Source organism: Cupriavidus necator, from assembly GCF_013141915.1.
Taxonomy (GTDB): domain Bacteria; phylum Pseudomonadota; class Gammaproteobacteria; order Burkholderiales; family Burkholderiaceae; genus Cupriavidus; species Cupriavidus necator_B.
Window position 1 is genome coordinate 59,656 of sequence record NZ_SROX01000011.1, and the last position, 12,775, is coordinate 72,430.

13 protein-coding genes are annotated in these 12,775 nt (G+C 68.5%); 4 read left to right on the forward strand and 9 right to left on the reverse strand.

From position 1 onward, the window contains the following. Positions 1-286: 286 nt before the first annotated feature. The gene (locus E5S69_RS19885; RefSeq protein WP_171516349.1) at positions 287-580 is read left to right on the forward strand and encodes a YkvA family protein; all 294 of its coding nucleotides are present in this window, start codon (positions 287-289) and stop codon (positions 578-580) included. Positions 581-653: 73 nt separating this feature from the next. Here E5S69_RS19885 and E5S69_RS19890 read toward each other — a convergent pair whose 3' ends face one another. The 4 genes from E5S69_RS19890 to E5S69_RS19905 are packed head-to-tail and all read right to left on the reverse strand — an operon-like array spanning position 654 to position 3,842. Then, positions 654-1,631 carry a quinone oxidoreductase family protein gene (locus E5S69_RS19890; protein ID WP_171516350.1) on the reverse strand — a complete coding sequence of 326 codons (978 nt, stop codon included), beginning with the start codon at positions 1,629-1,631 and terminating at the stop codon, positions 654-656. Between the two features lie 40 nt (positions 1,632-1,671). Continuing rightward, on the reverse strand, positions 1,672-2,064 hold the full coding sequence (locus tag E5S69_RS19895) for a methylglyoxal synthase (RefSeq protein ID WP_171516351.1): 393 nt from the start codon (positions 2,062-2,064) through the stop codon (positions 1,672-1,674). Positions 2,065-2,110: 46 nt separating this feature from the next. Next, a complete protein-coding gene (locus E5S69_RS19900) occupies positions 2,111-2,899 on the reverse strand; it encodes an SDR family oxidoreductase (protein WP_171516352.1) in 789 nt (262 codons plus the stop codon). A 55-nt stretch (positions 2,900-2,954) separates the two neighbouring features. Further along, a complete protein-coding gene (locus E5S69_RS19905) occupies positions 2,955-3,842 on the reverse strand; it encodes a DMT family transporter (protein WP_171516483.1) in 888 nt (295 codons plus the stop codon). 209 nt (positions 3,843-4,051) lie between these two features. On the opposite strand from E5S69_RS19905, the gene E5S69_RS19910 reads away from it, so the two are divergent. Then, positions 4,052-4,528 (forward strand): MarR family transcriptional regulator, encoded by a 477-nt coding sequence (locus E5S69_RS19910; RefSeq protein WP_171516353.1) that lies wholly within the window; start codon positions 4,052-4,054, stop codon positions 4,526-4,528. Positions 4,529-4,683: 155 nt separating this feature from the next. Here E5S69_RS19910 and E5S69_RS19915 read toward each other — a convergent pair whose 3' ends face one another. Then, the gene (locus E5S69_RS19915; RefSeq protein WP_171516354.1) at positions 4,684-6,972 is read right to left on the reverse strand and encodes a xanthine dehydrogenase family protein molybdopterin-binding subunit; all 2,289 of its coding nucleotides are present in this window, start codon (positions 6,970-6,972) and stop codon (positions 4,684-4,686) included. 95 nt (positions 6,973-7,067) lie between these two features. Here E5S69_RS19915 and E5S69_RS19920 point away from each other — a divergent pair, with 95 nt between their 5' ends. Further along, complete coding sequence (locus E5S69_RS19920) at positions 7,068-7,823, forward strand: TetR/AcrR family transcriptional regulator (RefSeq protein ID WP_171516355.1); 756 nt, start codon at positions 7,068-7,070, stop codon at positions 7,821-7,823. Positions 7,824-7,844: 21 nt separating this feature from the next. Here E5S69_RS19920 and E5S69_RS19925 read toward each other — a convergent pair whose 3' ends face one another. From E5S69_RS19925 to E5S69_RS19940, 4 genes are read right to left on the reverse strand one after another with little or no spacing between them, the layout of a single operon-like run. Further along, positions 7,845-8,480: an N-carbamoylsarcosine amidohydrolase gene (locus tag E5S69_RS19925; RefSeq protein WP_171516356.1), complete on the reverse strand. Its 636-nt coding sequence runs from the start codon at positions 8,478-8,480 to the stop codon at positions 7,845-7,847. Then, on the reverse strand, positions 8,473-9,552 hold the full coding sequence (locus tag E5S69_RS19930; RefSeq protein ID WP_171516357.1) for a 2,5-dihydroxypyridine 5,6-dioxygenase: 1,080 nt from the start codon (positions 9,550-9,552) through the stop codon (positions 8,473-8,475). Before E5S69_RS19930 ends, E5S69_RS19925 begins: the two co-directional genes overlap by 8 nt. A gap of 13 nt (positions 9,553-9,565) precedes the next feature. Beyond that, positions 9,566-10,408: an alpha/beta fold hydrolase gene (locus E5S69_RS19935; RefSeq protein WP_171516358.1), complete on the reverse strand. Its 843-nt coding sequence runs from the start codon at positions 10,406-10,408 to the stop codon at positions 9,566-9,568. 10 nt (positions 10,409-10,418) lie between these two features. After that, positions 10,419-11,171, reverse strand: coding sequence for an Asp/Glu racemase (locus E5S69_RS19940; RefSeq protein ID WP_336510605.1), 753 nt, complete (start codon positions 11,169-11,171; stop codon positions 10,419-10,421). Between the two features lie 376 nt (positions 11,172-11,547). On the opposite strand from E5S69_RS19940, the gene E5S69_RS19945 reads away from it, so the two are divergent. Continuing rightward, the gene (locus E5S69_RS19945) at positions 11,548-12,708 is read left to right on the forward strand and encodes an FAD-dependent monooxygenase (protein WP_171516359.1); all 1,161 of its coding nucleotides are present in this window, start codon (positions 11,548-11,550) and stop codon (positions 12,706-12,708) included. Positions 12,709-12,775: the final 67 nt, after the last annotated feature.

Below are 12,775 nucleotides of genomic sequence, written 5' to 3' on the forward strand. Positions count from 1 at the left end.
CAAGGTGTTCTCCCTCTCCCCTCATGGGGAGAGGTCCGGGGTGAGGGGTGGTTTAGCCAGGAGCCACATCAAACGGGGCCAACGGTTTTACCCACCGCCTCAGCCTTTGACCCTCCTGCCCTCTCCCCCTGCCCCTCTCCCGCAAGCGGGAGAGGGGAGCAAACCGCCGGCCTTGGCTATCCCCAAGGCATCTCCTGCACTTCCGGAACTTGAAGCCGGCAATTACGGCCCAAGCTATCTGTGCATGCGCCAGTAACCGGCGCCCGCCATGTGAAGGAGGCCTCTCATGTTGAAGCGTTTTTCCGCCCTGTGGACGCTGGTTCGCCGCGACGGGCGCCTGTTCTGGTATGCGCTGCGCCATCCGGATGCGCCGGCGTGGCTCAAGCCTGCCGCCCTTGGCCTGCTGTTCTACGCGATCTCGCCGATCGACCTGATTCCCGACGTTGTTGCCGGCCTTGGCATCGTCGACGACATCGTGCTGATCCCGCTGGCAGTGCACATGATCCTGAAGCGCCTGCCGCCGCATATCCTGCGCCAGGCGCAAGCGCGCGCCACCGCGACCACGGTCCGGCCGCACTGACGGCGGCACCATGAACAAAGCCCCGCAGCGGCACTTGCCGCTGCGGGGCTTTTGCTTGCCAGTGCCGTGTGGCTCAGTTGGGCAGCAGGATGGTCGAGCCGGTAGTCTTGCGCGATTCCAGATCGCGGTGCGCCTGCGCCACCTCGGACAGCGCGTAGCGCTGGCGGATGTCGATCTTCACCTTGCCGGTGGTGACGGCGTCGAACAGGTCGGCCACCATCGGCTCGAGCAGTTCGCGGTGCACCACGTAGGTCATCAGCGTCGGCCGCGTCAGGCGCAGCGAGCCCTTGTTGCCCAGCACCGAAAGATCGAACGGCGGCACCGGCCCCGAGGCGTTGCCAAAGCTGACCATGGTGCCGCGCGGCGCCAGGCAGTCGAGCGAGCCGCGGAATGTATCCGCCCCGATCGAGTCATAGACCGCCGGCACGCCCTTGCCGTTGGTAATCTCCCTGACCCGCTCGACGAACGACTCGCGGGTATAGACGATGGTGTGGGCGCAGCCGTTGGCGCGCGCCAGTTCGGCCTTCTCGTCGCTGCCGACGGTGCCGATCACGGTCACGCCGAGCGCCTTCAGCCACTGGCAGGCGATCAGCCCGACGCCGCCGGCGGCCGCGTGCAGCAGCACGGTGTCGCCGGGCTGCACCTTGTAGCTGTCGCGGATCAGGTACTGTGCCGTCAGGCCTTGCAGCATCATCGCCGCGGCGGTGTCGAACGGGATCGCGTCGGGCAGGCGCACCACGATGTCGGCCGGCATCACCCGCACTTGCGCATAGGCGCCGGTGGGACGGCCGGCATAGGCCACGCGGTCGCCCACGGCTACGTGGCGCACACCCTCGCCGACCGCCTCGACCACGCCGGCGCCTTCCATGCCCAGCCCGCCCGGCAGCGGCTGCTTGTACAGCCCGGTGCGGAAATAGACGTCGATATAGTTCAGGCCCACCGCCTCATGGCGCACGCGCACTTCACCGGGGCCGGGGTCGCCCACCTGCACATCGACCCACTGCATGACTTCGGGACCGCCGGTTTGCTCGATCCGGATGGCTTTGCTCATCTCTCGTCGCTCCTTGTTTTGGTGATGCATCGATGGGAATTCAGTTGCTGGCTTCAGCCTCGCGCGTCAGCCCCGCGAGCAGCAGTTCCGCGGTGGCGACGTTGGTCGCGCACGGCACGTTGTGCACGTCGCAGGCACGCACCAGCGCGTTGATATCGGGCTCGTGCGGCTGCGGCGTCATCGGGTCGCGCAGGAACACCACGGCGCGCACGCGGCCTTCGGCGAGTTGCGCGCCGATCTGCAGGTCGCCGCCCCACGGGCCGGACAGCATGCGCGTGACGTCCAGGCCCACTTCGTCAATCAGGCGCCCGCCGGTGGTGCCGGTGGCAAGCAGTTCGCACTGCGACAGGAAGGCGCGGTGGCGCGCGGCGAAGGCGACGATGTCGTCCTTCTTGTGGTCATGGGCAATCAGCGCGATACGGGGCCGGGTCATCAGGGGGTTCCTGTTGCGGAGTCGAAAAACGTCAGGGGATGCAGGATCAGAACGTGCCCGGAAAGGCGCCGCCGTCGAGCAGGATGTTCTGGCCGGTGATGTAGCCGGCATGGCGACTGCACAGGAAGGCGCAGGTGGCGCCGAACTCGGCCGGCTCGCCGAAGCGGCGCGACGGGTTCGCGGCGGCGCGGCGCTGCGCCACTTCCTCGACGCTCAGGCCGGCCTTCTTGGCGCCGCCTTCCATGGTCTTGAACAGGCGGTCGGTATTGAACGGGCCGGGCAGCAGGTTGTTGATGGTCACGCCGTGCTGCGCCACTTCGCGCGCCACGCCGGCGACAAAGCCGGTCAGGCCGGAGCGCGCGCCATTGGACAGGCCCAGCACGTCAATCGGCGCCTTCACTGCGCCGCTGGTGATATTGATGATGCGGCCCCACTTGCGCGCGATCATGCCGTCGACGGTGGCCTTGATCAGCTCGATCGGGGTCAGCATGTTGGCGTCCAGCGCGGCCAGCCAGTCGCTGCGCTCCCAGTCGCGGAAGTTGCCCGGCGGCGGGCCGCCGGCGTTGTTGACCAGGATGTCGAGCTGGCCCAGCCTGGCCACGGCGTCCAGCGCCGCCTTGCGGCCTTCGGGCGTGGTGATGTCGGTCGCTACCGCGATCACGCGACGGCCATGGCGCGCGCGCAGGTCGGCGGCGGCCTTTTCCAGCGCTTCGGCGCCGCGCGCCACGATCACCACGTCGACGCCCTCGGCGGCCAGCGCATCGGCGCAGGCAAAGCCCAGGCCCTTGCTGGCGCCGCATACCAGCGCATGCTTGCCGCGCAGTCCCAGATCCATGTGTTTCTCCTTTGTCTGTTGTCTTGGACGGGCCGGCCCCCGGGCCGCCCCGGAATCAGGTTCGTTTTGCCGACAGCAAATACATGCCACCCATTACCAGCGCGCTGCCGGCCAGCTGCACGCCGCTGACGGGCTCGCCCAGCAGCCAGAAAGCGAGGAACAGCGTCGACACCGGCCCGATCATGCCGGCCTGCGACGCCATCGGCGCACCGATGCGCGACACCGCCACCATGGTCAGCGACACCGGCAGCACGGTGCAGAACACCGCATTGACGAGCGACAGCCACATCACCGGCGCCGGCTGCGCCAGTTCCGCCACCGGCCGGCCCAGCGCCAGGTACTGGACCACGCAGCAGGCGGTCGACACGCACATGGCATATGCCACCAGCCGCAGCGAGCCGATGCGCCGCACCAGCTCGCCGCTCAGGATCAGGTAGATACCGTAGGTGATGGCGCTGCCCAGTACCAGCGCGCCGCCCAGCCACACCTGGCTGCCGCTGACATCGAGGTCATGCGCGAACACCAGCACGATGCCGGCATAGGCCAGCAGCAGCGAGGTCCATTGGCGCGTGCCGATCGGCCGGCGGAACAGCAGCGCGGTGGCCAGCAGCACGAACGATGGCGTCAGGAACAGGATCAGCCGCTCCAGTCCGGCGGTGATGTACTGCAGGCCGATGAAGTCCAGGAAGCTGGACAGGTAGTAGCCGATAAAGCCAAGAAACACCACGCGGCCCCGATCGGCCCACGACAGCGGCGCCAGCCGGCGCGACTGCCACCAGCCGATCGCCATGAACAGCGGCACCGCGAACAGCATGCGCAGCGTGATCACCATCACGGCATCGACGTTATAGCGGTACATCAGCTTGGCGACGATCGCCTTGGCCGAAAACAGCACCGCGCCCACGGCGGCGATGACGAGCCCCGAGCGCTGCGGCGACGGCAGCGCGGCGGGCACGGCGAGAGACTTCTGGGAGGCGGGCACGAAAGAATACCGGGCGGGAAAGCGGGCCGGCACGGCGGCCCCGCAAAACGACCCGACGATTGTATTCGAAAAGACGCGAGGGCATCGGACGCCGCCTCGGGGCGCGTGCCACCTGTTCAGCGACCTTCCTCGGTATACTCTGGGTCACCTCCAGCCACCGCATCTGTTTCGTGCCCCAGCCCGCCGACACGCCTTCCGGCAAGCCCGCCGCCGACTATGACTTCACCGAACAGGTGGGCCACCTGCTGCGGCGCGCCTACCAGCGCCACGTGGCGATCTTCCAGCAGACCATCCCGGATTCGCAGCTGACCGCGGCGCAGTTCGTGGTGCTGTGCGCGGTGCGGGACCGGCAGCCGTGTTCGATGAACGAGGTGGTGCGCGCCACCGCGATCGATCAGGCCACGGTGCGCGGCATCATCGACCGGCTGAAATCACGCAAGCTGATCGCGGTCTCGCACGATCCCAACGACCGGCGCAAGGTGGTGGTGACGGTCACGCCCGCCGGACTGGCATTGATCGACGAGACCGTGCCGTTCGCGAAAGAGATCTCGGAGCAAACCTTCGGCAACCTGAATCCGGCCGAGCGCGTGGCGGTGACTTACCTGCTGCGCAAGATGAGCGAGATCGACGAGGGGAATGGGGCGTAGCGCCCGCTGGCACCGAGGGGTTCTCCCCTCGCCCGCTTGCGGGAGAGGGGCCGGGGGAGAGGGCAGGCGCTTGCGAACCGCGGCGGGGCCTGGCTCCGTCGACACCCCCGCCCTCACCCCAATCCTCTCCCGCACGCGGGAGAGGGGGCACACCGTCAGCCCTTGGTCGAGGACATCGTCGCCATCGCCGCCAGCACCGTCTCCGGTACGAAAGGCGGCCTGCGCAGCCGCACCCCCAGCGCATCGAACAGCGCATTGGCAATCGCCGGCGCGCCCGGCAGCGAGGCCGATTCGCCCGCGCCCAGCGGCGGCTCTGACTGGCGCGGCATCAGCACCACTTCGATCGGCGGGATTTCCGGGAAGGTCAGCAGCGGATAGCTGCCCCATTCGCGGCTGGCCACGCCGTCAGCATCGAAGCGGACCTGTTCCTTCAGCACGCGACTGAGCGTCTGCACCACGTTGCCGTGGATCTGGTGGCGCACGCCGTCGGGATTGACGACCATGCCGGTGTCCTGCCCCACCACCACCTTGTCGATGGTGATGCGGCCCGTGCCCGCATCCACGGCCAGGTCGACCACCCATGCGGCCCAGGCCGCGCCGAAGCCGGGGAAACGGCTGTGAATGTAGCGCGCATAGGCTACGCCCCGGCCGCGCAGCCGGCCGTCGGCATCGGGCACGCCGCGCGATCCGGCGGCGCCGCGCTGCCACCCGGCCGCGTCGGCGACGGCACGCACCAGCGCCGCTGCGCGCTCGTCCGGCAAGTGCCGCAGCCGGAAATCCACGGGATCGGCGCCTGCCGCCAGCGCCAGCTCGTCGATCACGCACTCGTGCGCGATCGTATTGGGCAGCGCCGACACGCCGCGCAGCCACGACGCGCGCACGAGCGCCGGCGTGTCGTCGCAGCCGATGCGGCGCGCGGCATAGGCGTAGGGCGGCACGGCGGTGCGGTCGCCCATCTCGAGCGTGCGCGGGGCGTTGGGCACGGCACCGGTCAGCACCAGCGCCAGCGTGGGGGCGTCGTTGGACGGATAGCGGCTGGTGAAGTCGTAGCCGAGCAGCGCGCCGTCGACGCCGAGCGTGGCGCTGACGTCCATCAGCTGGGCCGCGCCCTTGGGCTCCCACACGTGTTCCTGTTCGCGCGACAGCTGCACGCGCACTGGCCTGCCCACGGCGCGCGACAGCAGCGCCGCGTCGGCGCAGACGTCGTCGGCACAATTGCGCCCGTAGCAGCCGGCGGCCTCCATGCGCACGATCTCGATGCAGTCTTCACCCAGCCCGCACAGCCTCGCCAGGTCGATGCGCAGCATGTGCGGATTCTGCGTGCCGGACCACACCGTCAGGCCCTCGTCGTGCCAGTCGGCCACGGCGCAGGATGGGCCAATGGAGCCATGCATCTGGTATGGCCAGACATAGCGTCGCTGCAACACCGTGCCGCCATCGTGGGCGGGCAGCTCGCCCTCGCTCAGCAGCTCGCGCCGCGTGGCCGGGTTGGCCCGCAGCGCGGGCTCTGGATCGTCCAGCGCGGGCAACGGCGGCACCGGCTTCCATTGCACGCGCAGTCGGCGCGCGGCCTGCACCGCGTATTCCTCGCGCTCGGCCACCACGCCGACAAAGTCGCCCTGCACCACCACCGTGACCAGGCCAGGCACGTCCCGCACCGAATCCCGGTCGACTTGCAGCAGGCTGTTGCCGACGAAGGCGCCGCTGTCGCGCCCCGCATACGGCGGGCGCACCACGCGGCCGTGCAGCATGCCGGGCACGCGCACGTCGTGGACAAAGGTCAGTGCCCCGCATGCCTTGTCGGGGATATCGACGCGGCGCGCCGCGCCGCCGACGATGCGGTAGGCCTCGACCGGCTTGGTCGGCACGTCTTCAGCAAGCGGCAGCTCGACATGCTCGCCGGCCACCAGCGCGGCATAGCCGATGCCGGCCTGCGTGCCGGGCACGCGAAATACACCGTCTTGCGCTTCCAGCACGGCGGCGTCCACGCCGAGCTGCCGCGCGGCGCGCGCCTGGAGCCAGGCACGGGCCTGCGCCGCGGCGCGGCGCAGCGGCAATGCCGAGATCTGGATCGAAGCGCTGGCAATGGTCGGGCCCTGGTTGGGCGTGGCCTCGGTATGGCCCAGCACCATGCGCACTTGCGCCAGCGGCACATCGAGTTCTTCGGCGACGATCTGCGCCAGCGCCGTGCGGATGCCGGTGCCCAGGTCGACATGGCCGTTGAAGGCCAGCACCTCGCCGCTGTCGCGCACGGCGATGAACAGGTCCGGCAGCGCCGGCACATAGTCCGACGCCGCGCCAGGCTGGCCCGGCGCGGGACGCGCGGCCGCCTGCGGGGCGCGCGTCACCAGCAGCACGCCGGTGGCCTGCAGCAGCGCCATGCGCAGCGCGCGCGGCGTGGCGGCGTCGGCCTGTGCCGGGGGTTGCAGCTGGGTCGCCGTCATCGTTTCATTCTCTCCTTCCGCGTCTGCCGCGCCGAGCCGCCGCGCGGGCCACCGTTATACTGCGAGCCAACAGGCACACAGCAGAACCATCCACCATGACCACCAAGACTGCGGCCGCGCCCGCCATCCGGCGGGCGGCAGCCGGCACCCGGGCCCGGCAAGCGCAGGACAGCCGCGAGCGCATCCTCAAGGCGGCCATCAAGGTCTTCGCCCAACGGGGCTACGACGGCGGCCGCGTCGAGCGTATCTCGTCGCTGGCCAAGACTTACGACCGGATGATCTACTACTACTTCGGCAGCAAGGAAAAGCTGTTCGTCGAAGTACTGGAGACCATCTACCTGCAGCTCAACCAGGCCGAGCAGCAGCTCGAGCATGAGCTCGACGCCGCCGACCCCGTGCGCGCGCTGTCGCAGCTGATCGATTTTGTCTGGCAGTACTACCTGGACCATCCCGAGTTCGTCGCGATTCTGACCAGCGAGAACATGAGCCAGGGCAAGCACGCCAAGAAGTCGGTGCGGCTGCGCGAGATTTCCAGCTATGCCCTGTCCGTGCTCGACGGCATCCTCGCGCGCGGCAAGGCCGCCGGCCGGTTCCGCGCGGACGCCGGCGCGCGTGACGTGTATATGGTGATCGCTTCGCTCGGCTACTTCTACAACTCCAACCATCATACGCTCAGCGCCTTCCTGGGCGAGCCCATGATGAGCGCGCCCGCGCTGGCGCACTGGCGCGATGTGATCCAGCAGACCGTGTTGCGCGCGGTGGCCGTGCCCGGTAAGGTGCCCGAGGCGAAGGTGGCACCCGCCACCGCGCCGCGCAAGGCGGCACGCGCCAAGCGCGCGGCGGCGGGCTGAGGCGCGCTGCATCGCCGCGCGTCAGGCGACGGCGCGCACGCCTGCCACCTGCGCCAGCGCCTCGTCGCGCGCCAGCACCGTGGCGTACTTCTGCGCCATGTCGAACAGGTTGGCGTCATGCGGTCCCAGCGCGCGGTCGCCCACGCAATCCGACACCACCAGCGGGCGGAAGCCCAGCGACATCGCATCGACCACGCTGGCGCGCACGCAGCCGCTGGTGACGCAGCCGGCCACCAGCAGCGTCTGCACGCCGCGCTGCGTCAGCCAGGCCGCCAGCGAGGTGCCGAAGAACGCCGACGGCACCGTCTTGCGCACCACCAGCTCACCCGCGGCCGGTGCCAGTTCGGGCACGATCTGGCTGTTGTGGCCATCTTCCTTCAGCGTCAGCATGCCCGGCACCTTCAGCGTGAAGATGTTGTGGTCGCTGTCGTCGTCGGCGAACACGATGCGGCTGTGCGCCACCGGCCAGCCCTGCTCGCGCGCGGCGCGCAGCAGCGGCTGCGTATTGCGGATGGCCGCCGGAATATTGCCGCCGCCGAACACCGCCGGATCGGCGAAGCCGTTGACGAAGTCGATGATCAGCAGCCCGTACGGCGCCTTCAACTCCATCGACGCGCCAAAGCCCTGGCGCTGGTAGGTCTGCACTGTGTCATCCATGGCGCGAGTCCTTGTAGAGCGATGCGGCCGGAGCGTGGTGCCCGTCCATCACCTTGCCGCGCACCACCACCGGCTCGCCGTCGAGGCTGACGGTGCAATGGCGCACGGGAATGTCGATATGGCAGGCGGTGGTGCGGCTGCCGCCGGCTTCGTTGTTGGGGCCGAACGAGCACAGGAAGTTGCCCTCGTAGGCACGCGCATCCATGCCGATGGTGGCCTCGCGGTCATACATCGCCAGCGCCGACCAGCTCGCGCGCGGCTGCAGGCCCCAGCCGATATGCGACATCGCATACGCTTCGGGGTCATTGAACGAGGCCATGTAGTCGGCCAGCAGCTCGGCATCGACACCGCCTTCGATGCGGCGCACGTAGCCGGCCTCGACCGTGATGCGGATCGGCGCCTGGATATAGGACTTCATCGGCAGCAGGATGTCGCCGCGGTCCAGCACGATGGTGCCGTCGGTGCCGCCCTCATCCGGCCAGGTCAGCACGAAGCCGCTCGGCCAGTGGTCCCAGCGGCCCGGCTCGTCGACAAAGCCGTACTCGCTGATCGCCGGGAACTCGCCCAGGCGGCAGCGCAGGTCCATGCCGGCATCGGACACGATATGCATTGCGCGCGCCTTGCCCAGCCGTTCGGTGGCGGCCTTGACGCGGGCGCGGTCGCCCTCGGTCGGCACCAGCCGCGCCAGCACTTCGGGCGGCTCCACCGCCAGCAGGATCTTTGTGCCGCCGGACAAGATCTCGTGCTGCTCGGGCGAGAACAGCAGCGTCATCAGGTCGAGCACCAGGTCGCTGGCCTTGAGCGCGGCAATCGCCGCCGGATTGCCGGTCAGCGGCGTGGTGCCGAGGTACGCCAGCGCATCGCGGCTGAGCGCCTTTTCACCATTGACCGGCGGCAAGTCAAGCCGGTTGACGATGGCGCCCATCGACTGCGCCGCCACCATCGCCGTGCGCAGCGTCTGCGCATGCGTGGCCGCGCCGGTCAGCACGGTGACGGTCTGCCCCGGCTGCAGTTTCGACAGCGTCAGCACTTGCTGCCACGCCGCCGTCAGGTCGTAATCGCTTACGGGCATGTTCGCTCCATGATCAGTTCAACGCGCAAGTCAGCGCCGCGCCGAGAAAATCGCCGAAGGCGCGGTAGAAGCCCGGCTCGTCGTCCCAGGGGATCATGTGGCCGGCATTGGCAACGTGCGCGACCAGCAATGACGGCAGCAGCGTGCGCATCTCGTGCACGTCTTCCGCGCGGATCACGTCGCCGCGGCCCGCGGTCATCAGCAGCGCCGGCACGGCGACCTGGGGCAGGTCGGCGTGGATATCGTCTTCATGAAAGCCGTTGAAGCTGGCCAGGATCGCGCGCTCGTCACAGGTATGCAGCCATTGCGCGCGCAGGCGCAGCTGTTCTTCGGTCCAGGTCGGGCAGAAGCGGCGCATGCCTTCGGCATCGATGCCCTGCCGGGCCAGCCGGATCGAATCGATGTACCACGGCAGTTGCGCCGGATACGCGCGGCGGCCCGGGCCCGACACCGGCGGATCGACCAGCACCAGCCGCGTCAGGCCCGCGGACTGGCTGCGCGCGGCGCGGATGCCGATGCGCGCGCCCATCGAATGGCCGACGATGGCATAGCGCCGCAGCCCGAGCGCTTCGGCGAACGCAATCACGTCGGCCGCCTGCGCATCGAGGCTGTAGTCGAGCTCGGCGCCGGCCTGCGACAGGCCGCGGCCGCGCACGTCGAGCACATAGGTATCGAACTGCCGCCCGAACTGTTCGCCGACGAAGCCCCAGGTGACCGCCGGGCTGGTGATGCCAGGCACGATGATGACGGCATCGCGCTGCGCGCGCGCGCCCGCTTGCCCGCCATAGCGCAGGTAGTGCTGGCGGATGCCGTTGGCGTGGACGTGGGCGCCGTAGAGGAAGGTGCTGTCTGTCATGGCCTTCTCCTCAGTACGCGCCGGACAGCAGCGCGCCGGCGCCCGGCACGACCGGCTCCAGCCCCAGGCGCTTGAGCAGCGCATAGGTGGTGGCAACGGCGGCGGTCACGACGGGCTTGCCGGTCATGGCCTCGACCTTGGCCACCGCCGGCAGCGACGGCATCTGCACGCAGGCGGACAGCACGATCACGTCGGCGTCGGCGGTGTTCATCTGCGCCACGATCTCGGGCAGCTTCGCCGGGTCATGGCGACCGACCTCCAGGTTGTCGGGGATCTCCAGCGCGCGGTAGTCGACCACCTCGTAGCCTTCATTGCGGATGTAGTCCACCACCAGCTCGGTCAGCGGCTTCATGTACGGCGCCACCACCGCAATGCGCTTTGCGCCCATCACCTTGAGCGCATCGACCAGCGCGCCGGCACTGGTGATCACCGACGCATCGCCGCCGTTCTCGGCGGTATGCGCCTGCAGGCGCTGCTCGGAGACGCGGTGGTAGCCGTGGCCCATCGCCATGATCGCCACCAGGCACGCATAGCCGAGCACGTCGACGCGGGCGTCGCTCAGCTCCACCGCGCAGCGGTCGGATTCGGCGTCCATGGCCGCCAGCTCTTCCTTGACCACCTTCTTCATCCGCATCCGGCTCGAGTGGAAGGTGAAGCGCTCCGGGCGCACCAGCTGGCGCGCGGCCAGCATCGCCGGAATCTCGGTTTCCATGGTGGTGTTGGAGCTCGGCACGATCTGGCCGATTCGGAAAACTTTCTGCACTGTCGACTCCGTCATCTGTTTGTCTTCCCTGGGTTGCGCTGTGGTCGCGCTGTGGTCTGTCCGCCTGCGTTGGCCTCCGGGGCCTGCATGCTGCGGTTTATTGTAGTGTACACACTTTATATAGGCAAACAGATTCTGCGTCCCGCCAGATGCGCTCGTTCAGTGCATACTGAACTAATCCATCCCAAGTTTTGCGCATTATTTCCCCATTTCTGCGCACATACACAGAGGTACGAGCGGGCGGCTAGGGTTTTCCATAGGTTCGACATGTTTTGCCTTTACCTTGATATTTTGAGTGTGTACACTCGTTTTCATCGGTCGGCCATGTGGCCGGCCCAGCCCCCATCGACCTTGTGTCATTGCCAGGAGAAATAACGTGCAAGGCAAACCGCGAATCGCAGTTGTCGGCGCCGGACTCGGAGGGACGGCTGCGGCCGCCCTGCTGCAGCGAGCCGGCTTCCAAGTCAGGCTGTATGAGCAGGCACCGGCGTTCTCGCGCCTGGGCGCGGGCATCCACGTCGGGCCCAACGTGATGAAGATCATGCGGCGCATCGGCATCGAGGACGCGCTCAACGACATGGGTTGCCACCCCGACTACTGGTACAGCCGCGACGGCCTCACCGGCGAAGTGATCGCGCAGATCCCGCTGGGCGACTATGCGGTGCGCCACTACGGCGCCAGCTACCTGACCGTGCACCGCGGCGACTTCCACAAGCTGCTGACCGACGCCGTCGCGCCCGGCACGCTGTTCTTCGACAAGAAGCTCGAAAGCGTCACCGACCGGGGCGATGTGGTGCAGTTGCGCTTCACCGACGGCACCGTCGAAGAGGCCGATATCGTGATCGGTGCCGACGGCGTCAATTCGCGCATCCGCGAAACCCTGCTGGGCGCCGAGCCGCCCAAGTACACCGGCTACGTGGCGCACCGCGCGGTATTCCCGATCGCGCGCGTCAAGGGCTACACGCACGAGCGCTGCACCAAGTGGTGGACCGATGACCGCCACATGATGGTGTACTTCGACACCAGCAAGCTCGACGAGATCTACTACGTCACCGGCGTGCCCGAGCCCGAATGGGACATGAGCAAGAGCTGGGTGCCGAGCAGCATCGAAGAAATGCGGGCCGCCTTCGACGGCTGGCACACGGGCGTGCAATCGCTGATCGAGGGCACGGTCGAGGTGACCAAGTGGCCGCTGCTGGAGCGTGACCCGCTGCCGCTGTGGAGCCGGGGCCGCCTGGTGCTGCTGGGCGACGCCTGCCATCCGATGAAGCCCCACATGGCGCAGGGCGCCGCGATGGCGATCGAGGACGCCGCCATGCTCACGCGCTGCTTCACCGAAGCCGGCACCGACGACTACGCCAGCGCTTTCGCGCTGTACGAAGCCAACCGCGCCGAGCGCGCCGGCAAGGTGCAGCTGGTTTCGCACAACAACACCTGGCTGCGCAGCAACGAGAACCCGGACTGGTGTTTCGGCTACGATGTGTTCAACGTGCCGCTGGTGTCGGCCGGGACCAAGCCGCTGTCCGTAGCCGCCTGACCGCCCTGCCCGCTGCCGCCCCTCGCCAAGGAAGGGGCGCGGCGCCGCGATGCGTGATGTTCAAACC